The 25103-nt window shown below is 44.2% G+C and carries 26 protein-coding genes and 1 riboswitch; of the genes, 14 read left to right on the plus strand and 12 right to left on the minus strand.

The features are described 5' to 3' along the window. Positions 1-7: 7 nt before the first annotated feature. From C9I99_RS11535 to C9I99_RS11545, 3 genes are all read right to left on the minus strand, one after another. On the minus strand, positions 8-292 hold the full coding sequence (locus C9I99_RS11535; RefSeq protein ID WP_107349031.1) for a Rho-binding antiterminator: 285 nt from the start codon (positions 290-292) through the stop codon (positions 8-10). 213 nt (positions 293-505) lie between these two features. After that, on the minus strand, positions 506-1291 hold the full coding sequence (locus C9I99_RS11540; RefSeq protein WP_107349032.1) for a RelA/SpoT domain-containing protein: 786 nt from the start codon (positions 1289-1291) through the stop codon (positions 506-508). 259 nt (positions 1292-1550) lie between these two features. After that, positions 1551-2339, minus strand: coding sequence for a nucleotidyltransferase family protein (locus C9I99_RS11545; RefSeq protein WP_107349033.1), 789 nt, complete (start codon positions 2337-2339; stop codon positions 1551-1553). A 237-nt stretch (positions 2340-2576) separates the two neighbouring features. Here C9I99_RS11545 and C9I99_RS11550 point away from each other — a divergent pair, with 237 nt between their 5' ends. Further along, on the plus strand, positions 2577-2909 hold the full coding sequence (locus C9I99_RS11550; RefSeq protein ID WP_243734428.1) for a hypothetical protein: 333 nt from the start codon (positions 2577-2579) through the stop codon (positions 2907-2909). A gap of 24 nt (positions 2910-2933) precedes the next feature. Here the strand turns inward: C9I99_RS11550 and C9I99_RS11555 are convergent, their stop codons facing one another. The 3 genes from C9I99_RS11555 to C9I99_RS11565 all read right to left on the minus strand — a co-directional run bounded on the left by C9I99_RS11555 (position 2934) and on the right by C9I99_RS11565 (position 4924). Beyond that, on the minus strand, positions 2934-3293 hold the full coding sequence (locus C9I99_RS11555; RefSeq protein ID WP_107349035.1) for a HopJ type III effector protein: 360 nt from the start codon (positions 3291-3293) through the stop codon (positions 2934-2936). A gap of 78 nt (positions 3294-3371) precedes the next feature. Then, positions 3372-3764 (minus strand): DUF2750 domain-containing protein, encoded by a 393-nt coding sequence (locus C9I99_RS11560; protein WP_107349036.1) that lies wholly within the window; start codon positions 3762-3764, stop codon positions 3372-3374. Between the two features lie 125 nt (positions 3765-3889). Further along, positions 3890-4924: a transporter gene (locus C9I99_RS11565; protein WP_107349037.1), complete on the minus strand. Its 1035-nt coding sequence runs from the start codon at positions 4922-4924 to the stop codon at positions 3890-3892. 473 nt (positions 4925-5397) lie between these two features. Here C9I99_RS11565 and C9I99_RS11570 point away from each other — a divergent pair, with 473 nt between their 5' ends. The 7 genes from C9I99_RS11570 (at position 5398) to C9I99_RS11600 (ending at position 12166) form a co-directional block, all read left to right on the plus strand. Then, on the plus strand, positions 5398-5985 hold the full coding sequence (locus C9I99_RS11570; RefSeq protein WP_107349038.1) for a hypothetical protein: 588 nt from the start codon (positions 5398-5400) through the stop codon (positions 5983-5985). Positions 5986-6030: 45 nt separating this feature from the next. After that, positions 6031-6366 (plus strand): carbon storage regulator, encoded by a 336-nt coding sequence (locus tag C9I99_RS11575; protein WP_107349039.1) that lies wholly within the window; start codon positions 6031-6033, stop codon positions 6364-6366. Positions 6367-6535: 169 nt separating this feature from the next. Then, on the plus strand, positions 6536-7102 hold the full coding sequence (locus C9I99_RS11580) for a hypothetical protein (RefSeq protein WP_107349040.1): 567 nt from the start codon (positions 6536-6538) through the stop codon (positions 7100-7102). Between the two features lie 87 nt (positions 7103-7189). Continuing rightward, entirely contained in the window at positions 7190-7864 is a 675-nt protein-coding gene (locus C9I99_RS11585; RefSeq protein WP_107349041.1) for a C39 family peptidase, read from the plus strand. Between the two features lie 8 nt (positions 7865-7872). Further along, positions 7873-8382, plus strand: a complete 510-nt coding sequence (locus C9I99_RS11590) for a hypothetical protein (RefSeq protein WP_107349042.1) — start codon at positions 7873-7875, stop codon at positions 8380-8382. Between the two features lie 296 nt (positions 8383-8678). Beyond that, positions 8679-10022 carry a sigma-54-dependent transcriptional regulator gene (locus C9I99_RS11595; protein ID WP_107349043.1) on the plus strand — a complete coding sequence of 448 codons (1344 nt, stop codon included), beginning with the start codon at positions 8679-8681 and terminating at the stop codon, positions 10020-10022. A gap of 254 nt (positions 10023-10276) precedes the next feature. Continuing rightward, complete coding sequence (locus C9I99_RS11600; RefSeq protein ID WP_208113380.1) at positions 10277-12166, plus strand: methyl-accepting chemotaxis protein; 1890 nt, start codon at positions 10277-10279, stop codon at positions 12164-12166. Between the two features lie 8 nt (positions 12167-12174). Here the strand turns inward: C9I99_RS11600 and norR are convergent, their stop codons facing one another. Further along, entirely contained in the window at positions 12175-13776 is a 1602-nt protein-coding gene (gene norR / locus C9I99_RS11605; protein ID WP_107349125.1) for a nitric oxide reductase transcriptional regulator NorR, read from the minus strand. A gap of 212 nt (positions 13777-13988) precedes the next feature. Here norR and norV point away from each other — a divergent pair, with 212 nt between their 5' ends. The 3 genes from norV to C9I99_RS11620 are packed head-to-tail and all read left to right on the plus strand — an operon-like array spanning position 13989 to position 16995. Further along, the gene (norV, locus tag C9I99_RS11610; protein ID WP_107349045.1) at positions 13989-15464 is read left to right on the plus strand and encodes an anaerobic nitric oxide reductase flavorubredoxin; all 1476 of its coding nucleotides are present in this window, start codon (positions 13989-13991) and stop codon (positions 15462-15464) included. 3 nt (positions 15465-15467) lie between these two features. Next, positions 15468-16622: an NADH:flavorubredoxin reductase NorW gene (gene norW, locus C9I99_RS11615; RefSeq protein WP_107349126.1), complete on the plus strand. Its 1155-nt coding sequence runs from the start codon at positions 15468-15470 to the stop codon at positions 16620-16622. Between the two features lie 28 nt (positions 16623-16650). After that, a complete protein-coding gene (locus C9I99_RS11620; protein WP_107349046.1) occupies positions 16651-16995 on the plus strand; it encodes a TehB family protein in 345 nt (114 codons plus the stop codon). Between the two features lie 89 nt (positions 16996-17084). On the opposite strand, the gene C9I99_RS11625 is transcribed toward C9I99_RS11620, so the two are convergent. The 3 genes from C9I99_RS11625 to C9I99_RS11635 all read right to left on the minus strand — a co-directional run bounded on the left by C9I99_RS11625 (position 17085) and on the right by C9I99_RS11635 (position 19729). Further along, positions 17085-18095, minus strand: a complete 1011-nt coding sequence (locus tag C9I99_RS11625; RefSeq protein WP_107349047.1) for an adenosine deaminase — start codon at positions 18093-18095, stop codon at positions 17085-17087. Between the two features lie 61 nt (positions 18096-18156). Then, a riboswitch (purine riboswitch) is annotated at positions 18157-18255 on the minus strand. Positions 18256-18428: 173 nt separating this feature from the next. After that, a complete protein-coding gene (locus C9I99_RS11630) occupies positions 18429-18665 on the minus strand; it encodes a thioredoxin family protein (RefSeq protein WP_107349048.1) in 237 nt (78 codons plus the stop codon). Positions 18666-18694: 29 nt separating this feature from the next. Further along, a complete protein-coding gene (locus C9I99_RS11635; protein WP_107349049.1) occupies positions 18695-19729 on the minus strand; it encodes a permease in 1035 nt (344 codons plus the stop codon). A gap of 189 nt (positions 19730-19918) precedes the next feature. Between C9I99_RS11635 and C9I99_RS11640 the strand changes: the two genes are divergently transcribed. Continuing rightward, the gene (locus tag C9I99_RS11640; RefSeq protein WP_243734430.1) at positions 19919-20509 is read left to right on the plus strand and encodes an AAA family ATPase; all 591 of its coding nucleotides are present in this window, start codon (positions 19919-19921) and stop codon (positions 20507-20509) included. A 95-nt stretch (positions 20510-20604) separates the two neighbouring features. Here the strand turns inward: C9I99_RS11640 and C9I99_RS11645 are convergent, their stop codons facing one another. Then, positions 20605-22125, minus strand: coding sequence for a DUF1254 domain-containing protein (locus C9I99_RS11645; protein WP_107349051.1), 1521 nt, complete (start codon positions 22123-22125; stop codon positions 20605-20607). Positions 22126-22341: 216 nt separating this feature from the next. Here C9I99_RS11645 and C9I99_RS11650 point away from each other — a divergent pair, with 216 nt between their 5' ends. Next, positions 22342-23634: a DEAD/DEAH box helicase gene (locus C9I99_RS11650; RefSeq protein ID WP_107349052.1), complete on the plus strand. Its 1293-nt coding sequence runs from the start codon at positions 22342-22344 to the stop codon at positions 23632-23634. 121 nt (positions 23635-23755) lie between these two features. After that, entirely contained in the window at positions 23756-23947 is a 192-nt protein-coding gene (locus C9I99_RS11655; RefSeq protein ID WP_107349053.1) for a YwbE family protein, read from the plus strand. Positions 23948-24083: 136 nt separating this feature from the next. On the opposite strand, the gene C9I99_RS11660 is transcribed toward C9I99_RS11655, so the two are convergent. Next, on the minus strand, positions 24084-24998 hold the full coding sequence (locus C9I99_RS11660; protein WP_107349054.1) for a LysR family transcriptional regulator: 915 nt from the start codon (positions 24996-24998) through the stop codon (positions 24084-24086). Between the last annotated feature and the right edge of the window lie 105 nt (positions 24999-25103).

A 25103-nucleotide genomic window follows, 5' to 3' on the forward strand; every position in this document is an offset into this window, starting at 1 on the left:
TAATAGACTAGCTTTTGAAGATAGCCTGCGCTGCCGGAATGACTTCGGAAAAACTCGCCCCAGGCGTTAATGACTTCATTCGTGTGATGAAGTCTAAGCGTATCTTGGTGTATTGGTAGCGCGTTTTACAAACGAGCCATTCAGAGCGATCTGGGTGTACCTCAGTATTGATACATTGCCCTTCCACACGACTATCATCCCTGAGCTCAAGTAATACATCATAATGGGCATCACATGCTTGTTCGAGATAATTGTGCAGTGTGAAATCTATCGGTTGGTAACGATTTGTCATAACGCAGTCTCGGTATTAGGGGGAGCGTTTTTGCTTTGTCCCCTGTTGGGTGAAAGCTGAGTAAAGATTTCTTGGCCACCACATAAAAGCGTAGTCAAAAATGAGAATCTCGCTCAATACTGAAACAACCTGAAATAGTTTCGGTTCTTTGTGGATGGCGTGGGATAGGGAGAGAGGCCACAATGTCGTTGGCTGTGACCTCAGGGGGAAGAGTTATACTGCGATACTTACTGGCTGTAGGTACTGCTGCCATGCATCATGGTACAGCGATTTCGATGTCGCTCTTAGCTTTTTGATTTGAGCCATCTCAAATTCATTCTGAGGGCGGTTCTGGCTTAGTGCCGTTCGCTCGATATGCTGAATTTGTTCGTAAATTTTATGCTCTTCACCATTCTTAACGTCAGAAATAGCATCTAGGTGCAACTGAACTTCGGCAATTAGCTCGGAATCAGGCAGTTGAACCAGCAATTTCAAATCACGGTAACCAGAATCCGTTGGGGTCTTAAACCGATTTTTAACTGACACAATGGTTGCTTCTTTGCTAATGAGTTCAAAAGCATTAACCAGACCATGGATATCATCTGCAACCAGTGATGCTCGGGCCAAGTCGGTTATTTTGCTGGCATCTCCGTTGAGCTCAGTGGCAATTTTCTTTTCGGCCCGCTCTCTTGATTTCACATCAGGTAGCACGATATCAGTATTGGTCATCAAGCCGACTTCGTTCATCAGGTTGGCCAGCTCTTGCTGGGCTGAAGGAGCGATGTTGTATAAATCTTCGAAATGAGTATATGGCTGTTGAATATCAATCGCGCGCCAGCTCTCAATGCTATAAAGTCCGCTCAGGCTTTTTTGGAACGACTTTTTGCTGGCTTCAGAATGCTTTGGTGATATCTCATAATCATTTCCAGAGTAGTCTGCCATCAATGGTGCTGCCATCGCTGACCCACGGGTCAGAAAAAACAGAACAAAACACGTTCGAAGTACAGATTTAAAATGCATCAAACAACTCCTTTGCTGCCTGAACAATTCAGGCATCATACGTAAAAAGGTGTGTCTTCGCGGACAGGGCCTGCTAAGAAAAAGTGACGTATTTTTTGAGTTGCTAGCTACTCTATGCTTGCTAGGTTATCAAAGTTATCTGAACGCTGGATGAACTTGGAAAATACATTGGTAGGAGTTAACAGAAGCCTGACAAAATTACCGGTAATTGACTGAAATAAAAAGGGAAGCAAATTGCTTCCCTTAATATGAATATCTGCTAGCTTGCTATTGCTAGGGGGTCAGGTTGTAAGTATTGATGCCAGGCTTGTTGGTACAATTGCTGGGACTGTTGTCTTAACACTTTGATTCTTGCCACTTCAATGTCATTCAGCTGACGCAACTGTTGGCTAGCTTGGCGCTCAATGTGCTGAATAGTTTCATAGATGTCGTGCTCCGGGCCACTTTTGATTTCTGCAATGGTATCCAAGTGAAGCTGTACTTCGGCAATCAGGCCTGTTTGAGGAAGCTGTACCAGTAGTTTCAGATCGCGGTAACCAGAAGAGGCGGGTTGCTTGAATCGATTCTTGGTTTCGACAATGGTGCTTTCACGATTCAAATGGTTAAAGGCATCGACTAGCGAGGAAATGCTATTGGCGACCAGCGTACCACGGGCAAGGTCTGTCAGCATTTCTGGCCGGCCTTTGAGTTCGGTAGCAATCTTCTTCTCTGCGCGTTCGCGGGATTTTACACCAGGAATGATAGGCTTTGCTTCAGTGTGAAGGCTAACTTGAGTCAGCATCTGCTCGAGCTCTTTCTGGGCAGCATGAGCGTGCAGGTATAGTGTATCGAATTGGCTGTAAGGCTGGCTTAATGCTTCTTGTCGGAAGCTCGGTATTGAAAATAAACCGCTAAGGGAACGTTGGAAGTTATCCTTGGTGTCTTGTGTTGGGGATGGAAGTTTAAATTCCGAATCAGCTAATTGTGGTACAGCTGCATTGGCCACAGGGCCTCGTCCGAAAACACATAACAGAACGAAACACGTTCTGAATAAAGACTTCGCGATCATTGGATCTCCTTAGTATCACCGCTTCAACGTCAAGCGGTACATATAAGATATCTGGGCGAAGGCTGGGTTTTCAATATGAACGTAGTAGAAAGTCTGGGGGCAAAGTATCATCCTGTGACGTGCTTCCCAATCAGCATATTTACAGTGTGAGCTGGCCCATAAATAGGAATATCTCCTTTTATGTGTCTTATAAATTCAAAATGGTAGAATACGGCAGTGATGTTAATTAAGAGATAAATGATGCAACAAAATTTATTGATTATCTTTGCGGCAATTTGGCTCGCAATGGCTGCGGGTAGCTATATGTTGTTCCAAAAAGGTACGGATGTCGTAAGAAAACGCAAGCTGTGGCCGATATTCACCATTGTAAATAATGTAGTGATCGGTGCTGTGATTGTCTATGCGCAACCGCCATTACCTATGATGGTCGGGTTGTTGGTATTTATGGTGCCGTTAACATGGCTGACAATACGTTCAACCAAGTTTTGTGATGAATGTGGTAGCCCATCACGGTCGCCATTTTTTATGAAGCCACCCGAGAAGTGCTCTCATTGCCAAAAAAAACTGTAAGCTAAGCCCTGAAGGAGAACCGTCTTACGCACAAGCCTTTTCAGCCAAAGGTGCGGCGTCGAACTGAATACCTTGCCAGCCATATTTCATGAAGTGGCGGATGTTTTGGTGATCGGTCGCATCTGGGTGTTGCAGAACATCAATGCGGTAATAATCACCAAAGCAGGCAAGGGTTTCTGCTTCAGATAGTTGGTGGAGCTTGGCAAAGGCAAAAATGCGGCAGGATCCTTCATTGGTGGCAGCTTTATTGCAGAGGGTCTCGTTGCCTAAACCGTTGGTAAAAGCGGTAGGCTGATAGGTGTAATAATGCTCGATGATTGTCATTACTTCGGCAAAAGAAACGTTGTCAGGCTGGGATTTCAGTTTCTCTAATAGTGCTTCCATGGCAAATATCCTTTAAAGAAGGGGCGAAAGATATTGACCTCGCCCCAGAGTAACTGTTTGTAATCGCGCTGCTAGTTGTTACCGGACTTTTTTTGCTTGCTGCTTCAGTTCAAAGTCCAGCTCATCAGGGAACACCACTAGGCCATCTTCATCTTGATTTGGAAAAATAACGACAGCAAGTTCATCGTCTTCCAGTCCATGCGTCCAGCGGCTGTGCCATTTATTCAGGGAAATGGCTTCAGCTTTGCATTCTTCCCACTCACCGGTCGCCCAAGATTCGGCAAATTCTTTGTTTGGCCATACAGGTACACAGTCCTCATCATCGGTATTGAGCATGACGCAGCCGTGTTCATCCGTCAGAATCCAGATTTCGCGGTTGCTAACCGTTTCTTTCACCAAATACTTATAACGCTTCTCGGCATCATAACCTTGAATCTGTTGAATTTGGCTTGGTTCTAATGGCGTGGACATTCTTATTTTCCTGTTACACATAGTAGTAGCGTCATAGCATAGAGGAAAATTAGACTTTAGTCATGAAAATAGCCTTACCCGCAATGGGAAAGGCTATTAAATTCCGGCATTTCTAGGGGCGAGGGTTAGCGTAGGGTATATGGAACACGGACAGTCAGTTGGAAGTCTGGGGCATCCGCGGTCAAGCCAGCACTAACACCAACGTTCAAGGTCGTTTCGGGATTGATTGCGTAGTTGGCACCCATGGATATGGAGTCAAGTTGTAATAGTTTGGCATCAGAGGGGGTTGAACCATCGACTTTGGACTTCAAAATGGTTTTGTGGCTCAGTCCCAAGCTGAAAGAGAATTTAGGGTTAACAGCGAAGCCCATACCAGCGCTGAATCCAATGGTATCACCGAGGTCGATTTTATTACTGATAGACTCACCATCAATTTCTGAAGTGACATCATCTTCAATGTTCCAAATGTAACTGAGGTTGGCGTAGATGACAGCTGGGTCCATTGGCATGATCATGGTGACACTCGGCTCAATACTCGGAAAGCCTGAGCCTGTTGGGAGCTCTTCAAATCCAAATTGCGTATCAACTGGGACATCATAGGGCGACGTACCTGTCGTGGTTTTAAACCTGAGCCCTGCAATCCAGTACGGTGCGGTTTCCATATTAATTTGGTATTTAAAAGCAGCCTCTATATCGCCGATGTCATTGCTGCTAAAAGTGCGAGTTTCGGCAGAGTCACTGCCTGAGTTAACACTTCTTCGTGAGATGGAGTCATAACGATAAACCCACGGGATCCGGGCCTCTACCTCAAGACGGTTGGTGATGCCGTACCGTCCAGTAACACCAAAGGTCAGTGTTGTGCGATCGGTATCGTTAGCTTCTATTAATCCTACGATAAGAGAAGGAAGGACGGTATAGCCCACGACCGAGACTGTATTTGAAGAATTTTGTGTAAAAGACAAGCTGGTATCGAGCACGAATGACCCTTTAGGCGTCAATACACCGGGTAAGTCGGGATCAAGGAGATCACCAAAGGTCTGTACTCGCTTCGGCTTTGCTTTGGGTTCTGTAGAATTTGTAGCTTGCTCTGTTTCTGCTGCGACTGTTCCTGAAATCAAAGCAAGAAGCGCGATACAGCTTTTGTTATTGAAAATACTCACGAATTCCTCACTTAATACTCTTAGCTTACCCAAAAAATATGTTGTGGTTTCTGCTTATATATATGCAATAAAAAAAGCATATTGCTAGATAAGAAAATAATAGTAGACATGAGAATTTTATGGTAATTAAGAATCTTATTATTAGTATTATTTATGAGAATTTTTCGAAATTATCTCTTATCTAAGATAGTGGGTAAATGTAAATTATATGAGAAATAATTCCAATGTATAAGAAATAATAACAGTGTTTATTATTTGATTATCTATTCTAAGAGTTGAAAATGTGAGATTTGTTTTCATATTTTATACGTTATAAACGTTAGGAATTAAAAGGAAAAGTTCATAATAAAAAGCACAAAAAATTATTAAAAATAATACAGGAACTTCTTTGGCCAGCACTATAGTTAAGTTATCTCGCAAACACGGCGAGTGATTATAAGAAAATAACTACTAAATATATTTGGAGTATGACCATGCGTAAAACACATATCGCACTTTTAGTAGCAGTTGTTAGTTCACCACTTGCGCTAGCGAACGATTACCAGCAACCTTATAACCCTTATTACCCATCATATGATGACGGTAATGATAAAACAATTACTGATTCATTTAATCAAGACGTTGATAAAACTCTCACCCTAAGTACTGATAAAGATTATTCAATTACTGATTCATACAATGAAGATAACGACACTCTTAAAATGAAAGATGTTAATAACACTTACAGTAAAGAGTGGACTGATAACAGCATGAATGATTACAGTCAAGATATCGATATCAAGGAGTTGCAAACTTTCCATGTCGCTAAGTCAGAACTGCATGGCTACGTAACATATTCTGAAGTTGAGTATGGTGGTGCATGCTGTGAGAGCAGCTATGACCCATACGGTGGCTACGGTTACGGTTCACCATCCTCTTCTTCATTGAATGTGACTCATAGTAATGATATGTCGGGTGCATTCTCTGGAGCTTCAGGTATCAATATTGCGGGTCAAAATGCGGGTAATAACTCTTTGGTACAACAAAGTGCTAGCACTAATGCTGTATTGGCGGGTAATTAATACATACAAAACTGAGAGCTGCATTGCAGCTCTCAGGAGGATGTCATGAAATATTTAACACTGATAGTGGCTACACTTATAACCTTTAATGCAGCAGCTACTGATGAGTTGGATATTCTAGCAAGCTCTGAAATTTTGACTGAAGACTTCATGACCCACTCTCGTGGTGGTGAATATGAATTAGAAAGTGAAAGTCTCCAGGCTAGTTCAGAAATGTATGGCGATGTTACAGGTAATAGTGCGTATAATAATACTTCTGGTGACAATATACTCAACGGTGGTGCGTTAAGTAATTCATCTGGAGTTTATAATATCGTGCAAAACACCGGTAGTAATGTATTGATTCAAAATGCAACCGTGATAAACCTTACATTGAAGTAATTGTTAGTCTATCTTTGCTGATATTTATTTAGCAATAAAACCAAATTATATACCTTTGGTTTCGCAGGGCGTAACAAAAATGCTTCTGGTTTATAAAATAATTATGTGAGATTAGTCTTGACCAAACGGACTTGTAAAACTATTAAAAATACAAATTTGGAGTAAAATCATGCGTAAAAATAAAATTATGCTTTTAGCAGCACTAGTCGCATCACCTTTCGCGATGGCAAATGATTATGGTTATGGTGGCTATGACGATTTCGATGATGTCACTATCGAAGGAAGCTTCAACGAAACACTGACGTTGAATGCCGATGCAACAATCGAAAAAACCTACACAGAAGACTACGTTGGTAACGAAGACAACGATAAGTTAATCATGAAAAACGTGGGTAATTCTTATTATGCTGACCTAGAAGATAACTCAAAAAATGATTGGTCAGTAATTGAAAACGGTCATCATGAGTGGGAAGAGTTGATGGCAGAATCGATGATTGACGGTGCTGTAATGGGTAACACCGTGGCTTACGGAGGTGCATGTTGTCAAGGCAAAGGCACTGATGTGATTGTTGATCATTCGAACACAATGTATAACGGCTATACTGCGGCTTCTGGTATCAATATTGCTGGTCAGAACGTCGGTAACAACTCAATGGTACAACAAACTACAAGCACAAATGCAGCGCTTGTTGGCTCAGGTGGAGCTAGCCTACCGGGTGGTGGTGGCTCATACTAAAAATACGAGGGCCGAAAGGCCCTTTCTTGTTTTATTTTAGTTTAGGTAAAAGTATCGTTCATTGTATTGTTTGATAGGCGTTTGTGTATGAAAAAGTCAATTATCATGCTTATCAGCGTAATAGCATCAGCAAGCTCTTACGCACTTGACTATTTCCCCAGTAGGGGGGGATATAATGTGCAAGTTAAAAGTTACCAAGAGCAATTATTTGGGGATGTTTTTAGGCAGCAATATGACTTTAGCTGTGGGTCTGCGGCTGTAGCGTCACTGCTTACCTATCATTACGATATTGAATCACAGGAAAATACCATCTTCGAATTTATGTTCGAGCATGGAGATAAAGATCAGATCGAGAAGCAAGGGTTTTCAATGTTAGATATGAAAAATTACCTTGAATCTGTTGGTCTTGAAGCAAATGGCTATAATATACCTCTAGAAAAATTCCATGATTTACGTATCCCGGCAATTACTATCGTTAACTTTGATGGATATATGCACTTTGTTGTGATCAAAGGAATGAATGAAAAAAATGTAATTTTAGGCGACCCATCTAGAGGAACTTTACTTATTCCTATTGCTGATTTTAAACAAGTCTACAAGGGAACAGTTTTGTTGGTGAAAAATCGAGTCGAGTTGGGCCGGGGTAGTTTTATCACCGCAGATAATTATAATATATATAACTCATCTCCCTTGTCAGAGGCTGTTGTAAGAGACTCACTATCAACGTTTAGTATTACTCTGCCTGGTAGTAATGATTATTAGAGGCTAGTATGAAAAGGTTAACAAAGTTAATTGTTGCGTCGGCAATAGGGGGTTCGGCTCTTATTACCCATGCATCTATTGGTTTCCTTACTATTGATGATTTGGGTTTGACCACATTATCTAATGAAGAAATGTCTTCATTAAGGGGTGGTTTTGTCTCGGTCAACGATAATATTATTAATATTGGTCTGTCTGTTACGACAGAAATTAATGGTGAAACAGTATTGAATACCCATGTCGCTGACTTCACGATCAGTAATGGTATCCTGACGAGTCATGATAGTACTCGAACTTATGATTTCGATGACCCTCTAAAGGTTATTAGTGTGGGTGAAAATAATATTTTCAACATAGGTTCGACGCAAGATGCCATTGGCACTGTTGTTCAAAATTCTGTCGATAATACAGCAATTAAAGTTGAAACAGTGCTGGATATTGAGGCTGATATTGAGGGCTTCAATCGGCATAACTTATTCAACAACCGATTAGAGCATGCCATTTTACATAATGGATACTAAATCATTTGCATTAAAAAATTGACGTTTAGTACTTTTTTATCTTTAAAAGCATTGTTTTCTTAACAATGCTTTTTTTTATGCCTTGTGAAACTGTTGCTATCAAGGAAAAGTTCAATTTTAATTGTGTTTTTTTTTGGTAAATAACTTACTGATATTTATAACAATTAATGTGATTTTCTAATGGATGCTACTAGGTGGCGGCAATATCTTACATTTGACACTTATCAAAACACAAAAATATCTTCTATATTTTAATCACAAACACAATAAATATAAGTTGATAGAAGGTGACTTCGATGGTGACTCAAAGTCAAAATAAATCAATAGATGGTCGTTTAGTAGCTCTAGGATGTAACTACGAACCTTGGATTGCGCTTTTAGAACAATCTGGATGGAAAACCCACTGTTGTTATGATCTACGCACGGTTGATTCAATTTTGGAAGAATACAGCCCGTGTATATGTGTTGTTGATTTAAGTAATAATGATTTTAGCTTAAACAGCATTTCATTGAGGGCAAATAAAACCAAGCAAGTTAAATGGATAGCAATCATCAAGAAGGAACAGCTGAAAACAGATGCTATCTGCCAGTTTATAAATAACTTCTGTGTTGACTACTTTACAGTACCAATTCCAAGTAGCCATCTGCTGAGCACGATTGGACACCAGCTGGGTATGCTTGAGATTGAGTCAAGCTCATGGGTAGAGATCACTACCCAGCATGACATGGGCTTGTATGGTGAATCTAAATCCATCAAACAGCTACGTGATATGGTACGTCGTGTTGCAATGACCGAAGTGAACGTTTTCCTCACGGGGGAGAACGGAACGGGCAAAGAGCTGATTGCCAAGTCTATCCATAACCTCTCCAAGCGAAAGAACACTCCTTTTATTGCGTTAAACTGTGCGGCCTTGAGTCAGGATGACGATAACATGGCACTCCTTGATGGTAGTTATCGACAAGAAGACGGTACCCCATTTAATGGAACACTGATGTTGGATAATGTTGACGAATTGTCCAAAGAGCTACAAGAGTCCCTTTTAACGTATCTGCAGGCGCCTAGCTGCGACAGCTTAGAAGGGGAAGCGTCGGGGGATGTACGTATCATCGCCTCCACCAGTGCCGATTTAGAAGCTGCAGTGACCAATGGACAATTTAGCAAAGAACTCTTTTATCGTCTGAATGTGTTCCATATTAAAGTCCCAACATTGCGTGAGCGCGGTTCTGATATCTTCTTACTTGCCGAAACCTTTTTGACCAAATTCGCAAGAGAATACAGTACGATGGCTTCATCGTTCTCTGAAGATTCTAAGCAACTACTTTTGCGTTACAGCTGGCCAGGCAATGTACGTGAGCTCATTAATCAGGTGAAACGTGCGGCTTTGCTTGCTGAGGGAAATGAAGTGAAAGCTGAACACTTTGACTTACCAAGCAAATCCAACCTCAAACAAAGCCTGCGCAATATCAAAGACGAAGCCGAAAAAGATGTGTTGGTGGCAGTGCTAGAGACCCATCGAGGACAAGTGGCTTCGGCAGCAAAAGATCTTGGTGTTTCAAGAGCGACCATGTACCGATTGCTTAATAAGCATAATATTGTGCCCGACGTTCGCCATTATAATAATGGATATGCAAGAGAGTGAATTTAGAATGCTTATTGCAAAAGGTCCCGAAAGGGGCCTTTTTTTATGGGTATTCAAGGTGTGAGGTTGGTTCCATTAAGGAATACTTTGTACTCATTTACTATCAACTATGACACATGACAGAGATCAAAATACGCTACAGCTTTGAATGTTGCCGTTAAAAAATGCTATTAAGTGATACTCTCAGCAAGGTAAAAATGCAATAATTCGAAGCGTGAATTAAATAATGCATGGTAGTTAATAATAAAAGGGAAATGATGCTACGTTTATCTTTGCGGCAGAAGCTTGCGGTATCCGCAAGTATTGCCATAATCCTTGGTGGCACTTTGGTCACTGTTCTCTCCTTTGTCTCTTCACTTAACCGTTTGGATGAAGATCTTAATACCCGTCTACGTGGTGTTGCTTCGGCCTATAATGACTATGTTACTGATTGGATAGATTCGAAAGCTATGGCGCTCTCGGCGTTTCCGCAAGATATCGAGGCAAAAGATATCCCAACTCACCTACAGCAAGTTAAATACTCTGCAGGGTTCGACAATGTCTTTTTGGCCTTTTCCGACGGTACTCAAGTTAATGCCAACCAGGTGTTATTACCACTAGGCAATAATGATCCTCGCCAATGGCACTGGTATCAAAATGCCATTGGACAAAATGGCAAGGTAACGATTGAAAACCCAACAGTTGCTGCCGCGACAGGGGCGAGCGTGGTGTCTATGGGTAAGGCGGTTAATGTCCTAGGTAACCAAGCAGTATTGGGTGCGGATGTAGAAATACTAAATATTATTAAGCAGCTCAATAATGTTGTATTGCCGGGGTCGGGTTATATGTTTCTTGCCGATAAGCAAGGTACTATTTTTGCTCATGCGGATATTTCACTGCTGAGTAAACCGACCAACTTCAAAGATAGTGATTTAACTAGCCAGTTGCTGTCTCGTTTGGCAAATGGTCGCCATGTTGAGCGCGTCGTGGTCAATGGGACTGACAGTTACTTATATGTTGCCCCTATTGCAGGTAAGTCGCTTCAATCCGTCATTGTCATTGATGCTCAATCAGTATTGGAGCCGCTATACAGTACCTTATATGAACAATTGTTCATGACTTTACTCGTGGTTGTCGTCTGTGCCTTCTTGTTTAACTTACTGTGTATGTATTTGTTCAAGCCATTACAGCAAGTCTCTTCAGCGTTGGAGGTGATTGCGCAAGGTGGCGGCGATCTGACCCAGCGAATTAATATCGATACTGAAGATGAGGTCGGTGAACTGGCAAGAAGCTTCAACCAATTTGTTGCTAGCCTTCAGATGCTTATTGGCCATGTTCGTAAACAGGGTGCAGAACTGGGAGAAAGCGCATCACAAAGCGAGTTTCTTGCCGATAAACAAGCATCTGAGTTACAGCGTCAGCAAGACGAGATCACCATGGTTGCTACGGCCGTTACGGAGATGGCCTCAGCGACACAAGAGATTGCATCTCATGCTGAGCAAACCGCACGAGCGGCACAAGATTCAACCTCTCATACTAACAGCGGGCGTGAACTGGTTATCCAAAGTCGTCATTCGATTTCTAATCTCGCTAATGAGGTCACTGAAGCATCGTCGGTAATTGGCCAGTTGAATGAGCATGCCCAAGGGATTAACAGCATTTTGTCTACCATTCAGGGGATTGCTGAGCAGACAAATCTACTGGCGTTGAATGCTGCAATTGAAGCGGCCCGTGCCGGTGAGCAAGGCCGAGGGTTCGCGGTTGTGGCCGATGAAGTACGTGTATTGTCTCAGCGCACCCATACCTCTACAGAAGAAATCCAAAGCATGATCGCTACCTTGCAGCAGATCACCACCAAAGCTGTAGAGTTGATGCAAACTAGCTCTAAGCTGGCCCAATGTACGGTGAACGACGCCGATGAAGCGACTGTGGCGTTAGAGCAAATCAACACCTCAGTTGCGATGATCAGTGATATGGCGACCCAAATTGCAACAGCGGCGGAAGAGCAGACCCACGTGACGGATGAGATCACTCAAAATACTACCATCATCAAAGATGTCAGTGATCAGTTAACCGATGATGCCCACCAAGCTCGTCAACAAGCTGAGAGCCTAAGCCAGCAGGCGACAAGTTTGAACGATAAGGTATCCACTTTCATTGTGTAGTGGTTAACTTATTTCAGCCCTAGTCGCTTTGCCAAGCGGTGAAGGTTACCTGAGTCTAGCCCCAGCTCTCTGGCTGTTGCAGCCCAGTTTTGATTGTTTCGTTGATAACAATGGTCAATAAACTGGTATTGAAAGTGGTTTATTGCTTCTTTAAGCCCAATATTGGTTTCGACTGATATTGGGCTTTTATCATTCTCATGATGTGAAGGAGAGGCTTCTGGAAGTGCTCCTTTCGAAAGGGTCTCTTTAAATCGTGCCTGGGGGGGACTCATGAGCTCAAAGTGGTGCGGTTGCAGTTCGATGAACGCTAAGTTCATCGATTCAGCACGGGCAACAACAGATGCACGGTTGATAGCATGCTCCAACTCGCGGACATTACCCGGCCACGTATAAGCAGAGAGTTGCGCCACCGCCGTACTACTCAGCCGCATTGACTTGATTCCCAGCTTGCCTTTGCTGCGCTCAATAAAAAAACCAGCCAGCAAAATGATATCGTTGCCCCGCTCCCTTAGTGGCGGGGCCATGATAGGAAAGACACTCAAACGATGGTAAAGATCGGCTCTAAACTTACCTTCTTTGACTTCTTCATGAAGTTGACGGTTCGTCGCAGCGATAATGCGGGTGTTGACTTTCAATACACTATCGTCACCGACCCGTTGTAAATCGCCATATTGCAATACCCTTAGCAGCTTCGCCTGCAGGGATAGGGGTAACTCACCGACTTCGTCAAGAAACAGTGTGCCGCCATCCGCCATTTCGAATTTACCTTTACGATCACTGATTGCGCCAGTAAAAGCCCCTTTCACATGGCCGAACAGCTCACTCTCGGCGACGGATTCTGGCAGCGCAGCGCAGTTGAGGTAGACCAATGCTTGCTGGCTTCTATGGGACGATTGATGTATGGAGGCGGCTATGAGCTCCTTGCCGACGCCAGTTTCGCCTGTGACCAATACCGATAGATCCGTTGCGGCTACGGCTTGAATGTGGCTTCTCAGATCATCCATCACTTTCGATTTACCAATCATCTCAACCTTTCCAGACTGGGCTGATTTGTTTGCTTGGATAGCGGCTTGCCCATGGGGCTCAGGCATGTTTACCGCTTGGCTTTCTAGCTGCTCCATCAGCAAGGCTGTATGTAAGCTCGCAGCAGCAAGGGCACTGATAATGCGTAGCTCTTCGTCGCTAAACCTGTCGAACTGGTGGGGGTTAAACCCATCTATGGTCAGGGCACCGATCAACGTTTCATCGGCAATCAGAGGCAAGCCAATACAGGCATGAACATGGAGGTTACCTTGGTGGCTGGGAATAAGCCCGTCATACGGATCGGGCAGATCACTGTCGTGCGGGAAGCGGACGATATCTCCAGCTCTGGCAATCGCTTCAAGACGGGGATGTTCGTTGATATTAAATTGCCGCCCCAGTACATCTTCATATAGTCCATTGATCGCAAGCGGGGAGAAATGCTGGTCACGAAAAGCAAGCAGGGCCGACGAATCACAACCAAAAAGCGATTTGATGACAGAGAGCAGGCGTTCGAATCGGTCTTGGCTGGAAATCCCCTGGGTAAGATCCAAAGCGAGTTGAGTGAGTTCTTTAGGCGTATTTTTCATCATCATGTTTTTGGTTGATTTAGAGGGTGTCATTATGACACTTTACTGTGCTTATGACAGTGTTGTTTTATTGTCAAATTGACAGTTTTTATTTGATCTTTAGCATAAGTCCATATATTTCAACTAGATGAAAAGTTGGCACGGTCAGTGCAATATCTTGATCAGATTTCGGGTGGCATGTAGCACCCACAATAAAAAGATAAGGTATCAAGATGACAATTCATGTTAAAAACAACATTCACTGGGTAGGCCAACGCGACTGGGAAGTTCAAGACTTCCACGGTACAGAATATAAAATGACCAAAGGAACAAGTTATAACAGCTATCTTATCCGTGAAGAAAAAACAGTACTGATTGATACCGTTGACCATCGCTTCAGCCAGCAGTTTATCCAAAACCTAGAGATGGAAATTGATCTCGAATCAATCGATTTTATTGTGATCAACCATGCCGAAGAAGATCATTCCGGTGCTCTTTCTGATTTGATGGCGCGTATTCCTAATACACCGATCTACTGTACCGAAAATGCCGTTGATTCCATTGTCGGTCACCATCATCACCCAGAGTGGAATTTCCAAATAGTAAAGACCGGCGAGACATTGGATATTGGTAATGGTAAGCAACTTATCTTTATTGAAGCGCCAATGCTGCATTGGCCAGATAGTATGATGACCTATCTGACCGGTGATGCGGTGCTGTTCAGTAACGATGCATTCGGTCAGCATTACTGTGATGAGCGCCTGTTCAATGATGACGTTGATCAAAATGAATTGATGGAGCAGTGCCTGCGTTATTACTCCAACATACTTACCCCGTTTAGCAACCTAGTAACGGCAAAAATTCATGAAGTACTGAGCTTCAATGTACCGGTCGATATGATTGCGACCTCACACGGTATTGTTTGGCGAGATAATCCCACTCAAATTATCCACCAATACCTGGAGTGGGCGGATAACTATCAGGAAGATCGCATCACTATTTTTTACGACACTATGTCGAACAATACGCGAATGATGGCTGATGCGATTGCACAAGGGATTCACGATGTTGATCCGGGCGTAGCGGTGAAAGTCTTTAACGTTTCCCGTCAGGACAAAAATGAAATTTTAGCCAACGTGTTCCGTTCAAAAGGGGTGCTGGTTGGCTCATCAACGATGAATAACGTAATGATGCCAAAAGTCGCAGGCATGCTGGAAGAAATCACAGGGCTTCGCTTTAAAAACAAAAAAGCGGGGGCCTTTGGCAGCTATGGCTGGAATGGCGGTGCGGTTGACCGAATTCACTCACGCCTGACCGATGCCGGCTTTGAAACAACATTAGGTCTCAAAACCAAATGGAAGCCAGACGGCAAAGCGATGCGTGAATGTCGTGAGCATGGTCGTATGATTGCGAAGCAATGGGCACTGAAGACCTTGCCCGCAACAGACACTCCTGCCCCCGTTGAGATGTCAGAGTCCGACAGTACAAGGCCAGCGACGGTAGAGTCAGTCGTAATCCGTGAGGCTCAACCGCTAAACGATAGCCAAAGAATGGTGTGTACGGTGTGTAACTGGGTATACGACCCAGCCATCGGCGAAGCGAACCAAGGGATCGAGGTCGGTACGTGTTGGTCTGATGTACCAGAGAGCTTTTTATGTCCTGAGTGCGGGCTTGGTAAAGATGTATTTGAACCAGTGAAAGGGGCGTAGATGATGGCACAGCCACTTGTGATTATTGGTAGCGGATTTGCTGCATACCAATTGGTAAAAGCTATCCGCCGTCAGGATAAGACGATTCCTATCCATGTATTTACGTCAGACGCAGGGCATGATTATAACAAGCCGGATCTCAGTCATGCCTGTTCGAAAAAGCAGACGGCAAGTGATCTGATCCGTATGAACAGCACCGATTTTACGGCGGAATACCAAGTGGATCTGCATGCCTACTGCCATGTTGAAGCCATTAATACCGCGCAAAAGCGCATAGTGGTAGATGGACAGCAATACGCATATGGAAAGCTGGTTCTAGCAACAGGAGCCAGTGCGTTTATTCCCCCTATGAGGGGGGATGGTGTAGACAGAGTACTGACACTCAATAGCCTATCTGAATATACCGATGCCCAAAATATATTGCAGCAAGCCAAACATATTGCGGTGATCGGAGGTGGCTTGATTGGTACTGAGCTGGCGATGGACTTTGCTAGCAGCGGTAAAACCGTGTCGGTGATTGACCCTTGCCAGACGTTGATGGCTAATCAGCTACCGGAGTACATTGCGTTAAAACTTGAACGGGTAATGGCCTTACAAAAAGCCAATTTCTACCTCTCTGACAAGGTCGACCAACTGGCGAAACTGCCACATGGTGCTATTGATGTCGAGCTGGCTTCTGGCCAGCGCATAGAGGTTGATGCGGTAGTCTCAGCGGCAGGTTTGAAACCTAATACCCAACTGGCAGTAAACGCGGGTATTCGGGTTGGAAAAGGGATTGTCGTTAATGACCAGCTAGCAACTTCTGCGGCTGATGTGTATGCGCTAGGGGATTGCGCAGAGATCAACGGAAAGGTGCTTGCGTATCTGCAACCGGCGTTATTAAGTGCTAATGCACTTGCCAAAACAATACTGGGGCAACCAACAGCATTGGTATTACCGGCAATGATGGTGAAAGTTAAAACCCCTGACTTCCCTATTCAGCTTGCGGGGCAGACCGTGCTTGCTGGTGGCAATGAAGAGCTAAGCTGGCAAATTGATGCGAATAAGCTGGGAAGCACGGTGCGGACCCGTAATGAACAAGGGCAGTTGACTGGCTATGTGGTTACTCAGCAGCACTTGCCTAATGCATTTGCGTTGTTGAAAGAATTAAACCATTAATAAATTCAGAATTGAATTGGAGGTCATCATGAGCCATCAACGTATTCCTGCACATTGGACAGTACAGCGTTCAACGCCTTTCTTTACCAAGGAAACGGTACCAGCGGCATTGCTCAGTCACCATAATACTGCTGCCGGGGTATTTGGTCAGCTGTGTGTCATGGAAGGGACGGTCACTTATTTTGGCTTTGCTGACAGTGAAGCGACAGAGCCAGAGGTTAAGGTCGTCATTAATGCCGGGCAATTTGCGACGAGTCCGCCTCAATATTGGCATCGCATTGAAATGAGTGATGACGCTCAGTTCAATATTAATTTCTGGTCGGATGCGGACAAGAAAGGGCAGGCCCTGTTCCATACTAAAGATCCAGAGTAACAGTAACCATCAGGTCAACATGCCCTAAACACAACAGCCCGGTCATTGCCGGGCTGTTTTTTGGTCAACGTTTGGACAGTTAGATCCTATCAGCCCTCTAAGCTATTTATATATTGTTGCACCTTCCGTGACATCGTCACTTTTTGTGCCTGTTCGATGAAACTCGCTTCGATAGCGTTTAGGCTAAATTGGGCGATCTGTTGTTGAGTTAGTTGATGGGCATCGGCAACCGCAACAAAGTTATCGGTCATATAGCCGCCGAAGTATGCGGGATCGTCAGAGTTGATAGTCACGCACAACCCCGTCTCAAGCAGATCGACAATGTTGTGCTGTCCCATGTGCTCAAAGACTTTTAGTTTGGTATTGGAGAGTGGGCAAACGGTCAGTGGCATCCTACTTTCGGCCAGTTGTTTGACTAATTCTGCGTTTTCTACACAGCGTACCCCATGATCAATTCGGCTGACTCCGAGTAGGTCAATAGCATCGAGTATATTTTGTGCTGGTCCTTCCTCGCCAGCATGGGCAACAGTGAGGAATCCTGCCTTTTTCGCAGCCTGGAACACCCGGGCAAATTTTTCGGGCGGGTGACCTAACTCAGATGAGTCTAGCCCTACCGCGACGATTCGGTCTCTATAGGGCATTGCTTGCGCTAAGGTTTCAAAAGCGGCGTCTTCATCCAAGTGGCGAAGGAAGCACATTATCACCTGGCTGGAGATATCAAGTTGGGTGCGAGCTTGCTCTAGTGCCCGTGTAATACCGTCAATCACCGTTTTGAAGGCAATGCCACGCTCGGTATGGGTTTGAGGGTCAAAGAAGATTTCCGTATGAATGACATTATCTGCCTTGCAGCGAAGCAGGTAGGCCCAGGTTAGGTCGAAAAAATCCTGTTCGGTGATAAGGACGTTGGCACCTTGATAATAGATGTCTAAAAAGGATTGCAAATTATGGAATTGATAGGCATCCCGTACTGCTTGAGGCGAAGAATACGGAATGGCAACTTTGTTGCGTTGTGCTAACTCGAACATTAATTCAGGCTCTAGGGTGCCTTCAATGTGCAAGTGCAGCTCTACTTTTGGAAGTCCTTTAATAAAATTTTTCATATCAAGCCCTTATTATAATTCTATACAAGCTTTACAGATGTAGGCGTATTGATTGTGTGTCTAAAGGTGCTTAACTCTTCGTAATCAGAATTTTACGGATTCTGGTAGAAACCCCATACCGTATTTATGGGGTTATACGAAGCCGCTTGCTTATGACTTTCAGTGTAGTAACGAAAATCAGTGGAGTGCAAGCAAACGTTTTGATGATCACTGTATAGCGACGTCAGTGACGCAACGGTTAGTGATCCAAGACAGTGACCTTGCTGTCTTTCTCTGCGCTTCTTCCTGGTAAATCATCACTAACCTTTTCGAACACGTTTGTTTAACTGAGCGTTATCGCGTTAACCAACCTTCAATGTTTTCTCGCTTCGGCACGCTGCCTTTATGTACCACAACATCGTCAATAACAACGGCAGGGGTAGACATTACCCCGAAGGCCATGATGACGGCCATATCTTCAATTTTTTCTAATTCGAAGGCAATGCCATGCTGTTGAAAGATATCTTGAATGAGCTCGGCAGTTACTTTGCAGTTCTTGCAACCAGAGCCGAGTACTTTTACGTTTTTCATGGTTTGATCCTTTAGTTTGATTGAATGGGTTACATGACAGGAAAGGTGGCATTCAATACCCAGCCAACGAGGGTAAATGCGACCAACAAAACGGCAAATAATGTGGCGAGCAAACGCCATTGCATCACTTGCTTAAGCAAGATGAATTCAGGGAAACTGGCTGCAACTGTACTCATGCAAAAAGCCAAAGCCGTACCGATGGGAAGTCCATTGGTGATCAGGCCTTCCATAACGGGAATCACCCCGGTCGCATTGGAATAGAGAGGAATACCAAGTAACACGGCTGCAGGCACAGACCACCATTGACCGGCTCCCAAATAAGACGCTATCCAACCTTCGGGGACAAAGCCGTGTAGGGCGGCACCTAAGCCAACACCGATGATGACCCACTTCCACACCCGACCGAAAATGGTGGCGACTTCTGCTTTGGCAAAAGTATGCCGTTCAGCCAAGCTCAGGGAAGCTGCAGTGGCTTGTGGGATGGGATTGTCATCTTGCTTAACCTGTACTTTTCCCTGTATTGCCTTTCCTTGTTGCTTCTTACCTTGAATTAAGGCATTGGCGGCAAAAGGCTGAAGCCAGCGTTCGGCCTTGATGGCATCAAGGAAGATCCCCCCTAGGATCCCGACAGATATCCCAAGTGCAATATAGAGCAGGGTGAATTTCCAGCCGAGAAGGCTGACCAGCAACAGAACTGCAACCTCATTGATTAAGGGAGAAGTGATGAGGAATGCCATGGTGATCCCCAGCGGGATCCCGGCGGAAGTGAATCCCAGGAAAACCGGGATGCTGGAGCACGAGCAGAATGGGGTGATAGCACCAAACAGAGAACCTAGCGAGTAGCCTAACGCTCGGTGTTTGCCTGCCAGATAGTCTCTCACCCGCTCGACATTGAGCGAGGCGCGGATTAAAGCAATGCCGTAAATCATCACAAGCAATAACGCGAATATCTTTAATGTGTCATCGATGAAGAAGTGCAGAGCGCCTGCTAATTGGGTTTCGGGGGATAACCCAAGTACAGAGTAAACCACCCAAGAGGCGATATCGGTGAAAACGTGGAACATACTTTGTCCTTATCAAAATGACTCACTGCATATAAAGACGAAGTAAGGCTGAAAAGGATTCGAAATAAGTTAGGAAATTGACAATAGAGGTGAGTGAGAAGAAGGGGGGGCCCCTAAAAATCGGCTTATTTACCACCGTACGTGGTTTTTTCACTAAGCTTTTAATTAATCTCTAGCGAGCCAGAGCCAATGATGAGAAATAAGCTGAAAGTGGTCGTCACCGGTGGTCCAGGAGGGGGCAAAACCACCGCCTTGGATCTTTTTCGTCGAGAGCTCGGTGATCAAATCGCCGTTGTCCCGGAGGCTGCTACCGTACTTTTTTCCGGCGGCGTTACGCGCTCAGACGACATAGCCGTCATAAAAACAATACAGAAAACGATTTTCCAGTTGCAGAAAAATCTGGAAGATATCAATAAAGCACATTTTCCAGATAGGTTGCTCGTGTGCGATCGGGGGTCACTTGATGGTTTAGCCTATTGGCCGGGGACGGAAAGTGATTTTTTCAACGAGGTTAACTCGACCTTCGAAGAGGAGATCGCCCGCTATGATGCTGTTATCTTTTTTGAATCAGCGGGGGCCAAAGGGCGTGATATCAGTAGCAATAATCCGGTGAGAAATGAATCCTCAGAACAAGCCGCTCAACTCGATATTGCCTTACAAAAAATTTGGTCCCAGCACCCCAATTTTTACTTTGTTGGCAGTTCCGAATCCTTTGTCAGAAAGATCATGTTTGGAATAATGACGATAGAGAATGTGATAAACCAATATCAAAGGGAATAGCGCCTCAATCCTAGATCTGCTCTACCTCTTGAGGTGATTTAACAGGTGCGGAAAAAGCCAGCCCTGTAGCGTCCTACAAGGCTGGCTTATTGTGCTTACTTGACCTCTGTCATATCACTCGGCTTCCAGCTGCCGTCATACCATGGTTCAAGCGGACCGTACATACGTAAGATGGCAAACCAACCTTTTTCTGGTACGGTTTGAATCCAGTTTGCTTCTTTATCTTTTGGTGCCGTAGGGCCGAAGTACAGCTCAACGGAACCATCTGGGTTTTCAATCATTTCGTCACGCTTGTCGTTCTTGCTTGGGAACGGCTGGCTGGTTTGCAATTGTGAACGGGTTTGCGTGTCGTAAATAACCATGGACCAAAAATCTTTGGCAGGTACATTTGCAGGGATGGTCAACATGTAGTTCTTCCCGCCATCGAAGAATTGCCCTTGTTCGGTTTTATCGATCATCGCGTATTGTGAGCCTTTACCAATCATCTTCAATGCCATTGCCGGTGTATTTACTGTGGCCATATAGAAGAAGTAAGTTCTAGCATCAAGGTTGCGTCCTCCATTGCCTTCATTAATCAACCATTGGTAATCGTTACCGATAAACGCTGTTTTCCACTGGCGGTCGTCCCAGATATACGCGTTTTCGGTACGAGGATTGAACATTAACGCTCGAGCAGTGGCATTGCCTAGCGCTGCACCGTCCTTAAGGATTTTTTGCATTCGTTCATCCGGTGCGAATGGCTTATCTTTTTGGATACCCATGGTTGCTATCAAGCCCCGTAATTCTGGATCGATAAACTCAATCGGTTCCTTATCGATAACCATTTTAATTTCATCGTAGAAATGCTCATTGTTGGCATGAATGGTATTGAACGATTTTCCGCTGCCTGAGATAAATGTCATTTTGGGTTGATCATCTTTCTTTGATAACGGATAAATTTTCAATCCAGAGTGGTATGCGTTCACTGCAGCATCCGTTTTGCCATCTTTCAAAAAACCACGGGCGATGAACCAATTCACGTAGCTGGTTGATGACGAGACATGATAGCCCTCAGGTACTTCGCCGTCGTAATGCGGAGGAAGGATCAAGTATGTACCACCTTCACCCTTGTCAGGCCCCACCACCCCCATATCGGTTACAAAGCGAAAGAAGGCATCGTTAACCGTTGTTGGCCCCATGCCCGGTGGAATTTCGACTACCGTTGGGCCATCTCGCTCAAGATCCAAAAAGGCAGACGCGTAAACCGTATCAGTATTGCCAGTGAGGAACAGCGGGTTAGAGTCCATCAAGTTATCAAAGAGCATGACTTGATTCGATTGAGTTATTCCCATCTTCTCATGGCCAATCCTTAGTGCTTCTAGCGATGCCATCGGAATCGCATTCAAAAACACCTCTGTAGCGCGCATGGTGTCAAGGTTGTTGTAGAGGAGATTCATGGTGTCCTCACTGGGCACTCCATCTTTGAAGCTCAGTGTACCAATGCTGGTTTCCACTTTATCTGGCGTCATAATGCCGGATGGAATGTCAGTGTTATAAGCGCCGTTTGTTGCAAGGACTGATGATGAAACAAGTAAACCAGTTAGCAAAGAGACACGTTTAAGTTGAGCCTTTAACATAAGAATTTCCTGCGTTATTAGTTGCGACACATTCACTTTATATTAAGTTAGATATCAATTTTGATTTCTGCGAGACTCAAAAATGCAATTGCGTTTTTAATGCAATAAAACTTACACGGACTTCATTGCGCGACTATAATGTCCATTCTGCTACTTCGTAGGGCTTAAATACGCTAAGATGCACGCCAATATTTTTGCTAGAGCCTTTATTACCCAATGACTACTGCCAAAACGCCAGCCAGCTTTTCGGAACTTGCCCTCATTCAACCTTTGTTAGCTCGACTAACAGAGCTGGAGTATCACCAGCCGACACCTATTCAAGCGCAAGTTATCCCAAGTGTGTTAGCTGGGCGTGACCTAATTGCAGGCGCAAATACGGGGTCGGGCAAAACGGCGGCGTTTGCACTGCCAATGTTGCAGGATCTCTTTACGCAAAAAAACAAAGAGAACCCTAAGGGTAGCCAAGGTAACTATGTCACTGGACTTATCTTAGTACCAACGCGTGAACTGGCTAAACAGGTTGCTGACAGTGTTAAGTCATACGCTGTGCACTTTAACGGTGCTATTAAAACAGTGGCTGTTTTTGGTGGCGTATCTGCGAATACTCAAATGCTGGCACTACGTGGTGGCACCGATATTTTGGTTGCCACGCCAGGTCGATTACTCGATTTAATGTCAAGTAATGCGATTAAGCTCGATAAGGTCAAGACCTTAGTGCTTGATGAAGCTGATCGAATGCTGAGCCTTGGCTTTACTGAAGAGCTATCTGAATTGTTGGGTCAATTACCAAAACAAAAGCAGACGCTATTGTTCTCAGCGACATTTCCTGAGCAAGTACAAACGTTAACACAGGAACTGCTTAATGACCCTGTTGAAATTCAGCTACAAAGTGATGATGCCAGCACCGTTGTACAGCGTGTTTTTAACGTCAATAAAGGCGAAAAAACAGCGGTACTAGCGCATTTGATCAAGCAGCATCAATGGCGACAAGCGCTTGTTTTCGTCAATGCCAAGAACAGCTGTGAGCACCTAGCCGATAAACTGTATAAACGTGGTATTGAAGCCGAAGTTTTTCACGGTGATAAAGGGCAGGGCTACCGTACCCGAATTCTGGAAGCATTTAAGTCAGGTGAGATTGATGTGTTGATTGCAACGGATATCGCGGCCCGAGGTTTAGATATCGAAAAGTTGCCGGTAGTGATTAACTTTGATCTACCAAGAAGCCCATCAGACTACATGCACCGTATTGGCCGAAGTGGCCGTGCTGGTGAAGTTGGTCTCGCTCTGTCATTGATTGATTATGAAGATTTTCATCATTTCAAAGTTATCGAGAAGAAGAATAAGATCCGCCTTGAACGTGAACAGGTGGAAGGGTTTGAACTTGATGAAACCATTACCCAAGAGATGTTAGAGGCCAATAAGCCGATGGCAAAACCGGAAGGTACGGGTAAGAAAAAGCGTAAGAAGAAAGGTCTTGGCAACGCTGATGTTTGGTTGAGAAATTCATAACCAAACAAGCAACCGATGGTATACCCAAGCACCTAAAAGTGGCTTGGGTTGTCATTGGCAGACAACACTTATCGATGATAAGCGTTTAATCAGAAATTTTCTGAGCACGAAGGAAGAGAGAATGAGTGGAACCAATCGAGCCGATATTCACCCTGGGTTAGCAGTAAAAATTGTTCTTAAAAAAGATCAGCGTAGCGGAACATTAACCTCTGGTATTGTAAAAGATCTTTTAACTAAATCGCCAAATCACCCTCACGGAATTAAAGTGCGTTTAGAAAGTGGTGATGTTGGCCGGGTGAAAGTGATCGGCTAATTACAGTCAATAAAAACGGGCTACCGATGTTGCCCGCTTTGCCATTCATAACCGCCGTAATACAGCCTGAGCCATTTTGATAAAACGAGATAGGTGAAGCCATTGAATGAATATATCAGCATCTGGTGAAGGCTCACTATCGGGCGTTAACAAGCGCCATAAGTTTCAGTTTCTCCACTAAGAAATCAAGAAACACTCGAATATGGGGCTTGGGGTACTGAGTGCTTTTATATATAGCAAAAATCTCACCACTTCCTTGCTCACTGTGTGTCGCAGTCCAATGAGGTAACAATTTAACTAACTGTTGATTCTCGAGGTAGGGATTCAACATCCAATCTGATAACAAGAGCACGCCACTTCCTTGCAATGCTGCATATAGCAAAGGGGAGCCGCCTTTCGAGATCAAATTTCCCGTTACCGATACCTTTTTATTCACTTGCTTCTTGCTGAAATACCAATAGTTTCTTTGGCGTTCATGGCTGATTAGCAAACAATTGTGATGTTGCAAATCTTCTGGTTTTTTAATGGGGCTATGCTGTTGTATGTAGGACGGAGTGGCAACCAGTGACGTGTAATTGGTGAGCAAGTGACGCGCTTTAAGTCGGCTGTCTTGCGGTGTGCCAATACGGATAGCAATGTCAATGTTTTCACTATTTAAATCAACCACATTGTTGTCCAGCTCTAGCTCAATTTGTATCTTGGGATATAGTTCAAGAAACGCCGGAATTAATGATGTGAGGTACAAATTACCAAAGCTTTCGAAAACAGAAATACGCAAAACACCTTCAGGAATACCATGATTCCCTCGCATTTCAGCTAACAATTTATTGGTATCTTGCAAGATCTTGGCGGACTCTTGGTGAAAATATTGACCTTCTTCAGTCAGGATCAGCTGCCGAGTACTGCGTTTAAAAAGCGTCGTTTTGAGTCTGTTTTCAAGGCTATCCACATTTCTCGCCACGGAAGAGGGAGCCATATTGAGTGCTTTGCCCGCTTGAGAGAAACTTCCGGATTCCACCACTTGCTCAAATACTTTAATTAACTCTAACATGCTCTACCTTTGCACTATATGCAAAACTGATTCAGGTTTGTCATATATTCTGCTCCTCAATCGAATGATGCACAATGCCCCCATCGCAATAAGGCGGTGTTCATT

The sequence above is a fragment of the Photobacterium lutimaris genome (assembly GCF_003025555.1).
Taxonomy (GTDB): domain Bacteria; phylum Pseudomonadota; class Gammaproteobacteria; order Enterobacterales; family Vibrionaceae; genus Photobacterium; species Photobacterium lutimaris.

Excerpts from the sequence above, each read along its gene's own strand:
- C9I99_RS11560 (WP_107349036.1), bottom strand. The coding sequence starts at position 3,764 with ATGTCCACGCCATTAGAACCAAGCCAAATTCAACAGATTCAAGGTTAT.
- C9I99_RS11655 (WP_107349053.1), top strand. The coding sequence starts at position 23,756 with ATGAGTGGAACCAATCGAGCCGATATTCACCCTGGGTTAGCAGTAAAA.
- C9I99_RS11650 (WP_107349052.1), top strand. The coding sequence starts at position 22,342 with ATGACTACTGCCAAAACGCCAGCCAGCTTTTCGGAACTTGCCCTCATT.
- norV (WP_107349045.1), top strand. The coding sequence starts at position 13,989 with ATGACAATTCATGTTAAAAACAACATTCACTGGGTAGGCCAACGCGAC.
- C9I99_RS11535 (WP_107349031.1), bottom strand. The coding sequence starts at position 292 with ATGACAAATCGTTACCAACCGATAGATTTCACACTGCACAATTATCTC.
- C9I99_RS11540 (WP_107349032.1), bottom strand. The coding sequence starts at position 1,291 with ATGCATTTTAAATCTGTACTTCGAACGTGTTTTGTTCTGTTTTTTCTG.
- C9I99_RS11620 (WP_107349046.1), top strand. The coding sequence starts at position 16,651 with ATGAGCCATCAACGTATTCCTGCACATTGGACAGTACAGCGTTCAACG.
- C9I99_RS11640 (WP_243734430.1), top strand. The coding sequence starts at position 19,919 with ATGATGAGAAATAAGCTGAAAGTGGTCGTCACCGGTGGTCCAGGAGGG.
- C9I99_RS11545 (WP_107349033.1), bottom strand. The coding sequence starts at position 2,339 with ATGATCGCGAAGTCTTTATTCAGAACGTGTTTCGTTCTGTTATGTGTT.
- C9I99_RS11635 (WP_107349049.1), bottom strand. The coding sequence starts at position 19,729 with ATGTTCCACGTTTTCACCGATATCGCCTCTTGGGTGGTTTACTCTGTA.
- C9I99_RS11660 (WP_107349054.1), bottom strand. The coding sequence starts at position 24,998 with ATGTTAGAGTTAATTAAAGTATTTGAGCAAGTGGTGGAATCCGGAAGT.
- C9I99_RS11645 (WP_107349051.1), bottom strand. The coding sequence starts at position 22,125 with ATGTTAAAGGCTCAACTTAAACGTGTCTCTTTGCTAACTGGTTTACTT.
- norR (WP_107349125.1), bottom strand. The coding sequence starts at position 13,776 with ATGAAAAATACGCCTAAAGAACTCACTCAACTCGCTTTGGATCTTACC.
- C9I99_RS11585 (WP_107349041.1), top strand. The coding sequence starts at position 7,190 with ATGAAAAAGTCAATTATCATGCTTATCAGCGTAATAGCATCAGCAAGC.
- C9I99_RS11625 (WP_107349047.1), bottom strand. The coding sequence starts at position 18,095 with ATGAAAAATTTTATTAAAGGACTTCCAAAAGTAGAGCTGCACTTGCAC.
- C9I99_RS11570 (WP_107349038.1), top strand. The coding sequence starts at position 5,398 with ATGCGTAAAACACATATCGCACTTTTAGTAGCAGTTGTTAGTTCACCA.
- norW (WP_107349126.1), top strand. The coding sequence starts at position 15,468 with ATGGCACAGCCACTTGTGATTATTGGTAGCGGATTTGCTGCATACCAA.
- C9I99_RS11600 (WP_208113380.1), top strand. The coding sequence starts at position 10,277 with ATGATGCTACGTTTATCTTTGCGGCAGAAGCTTGCGGTATCCGCAAGT.
- C9I99_RS11595 (WP_107349043.1), top strand. The coding sequence starts at position 8,679 with ATGGTGACTCAAAGTCAAAATAAATCAATAGATGGTCGTTTAGTAGCT.
- C9I99_RS11590 (WP_107349042.1), top strand. The coding sequence starts at position 7,873 with ATGAAAAGGTTAACAAAGTTAATTGTTGCGTCGGCAATAGGGGGTTCG.
- C9I99_RS11630 (WP_107349048.1), bottom strand. The coding sequence starts at position 18,665 with ATGAAAAACGTAAAAGTACTCGGCTCTGGTTGCAAGAACTGCAAAGTA.
- C9I99_RS11575 (WP_107349039.1), top strand. The coding sequence starts at position 6,031 with ATGAAATATTTAACACTGATAGTGGCTACACTTATAACCTTTAATGCA.
- C9I99_RS11550 (WP_243734428.1), top strand. The coding sequence starts at position 2,577 with ATGATGCAACAAAATTTATTGATTATCTTTGCGGCAATTTGGCTCGCA.
- C9I99_RS11555 (WP_107349035.1), bottom strand. The coding sequence starts at position 3,293 with ATGGAAGCACTATTAGAGAAACTGAAATCCCAGCCTGACAACGTTTCT.
- C9I99_RS11580 (WP_107349040.1), top strand. The coding sequence starts at position 6,536 with ATGCGTAAAAATAAAATTATGCTTTTAGCAGCACTAGTCGCATCACCT.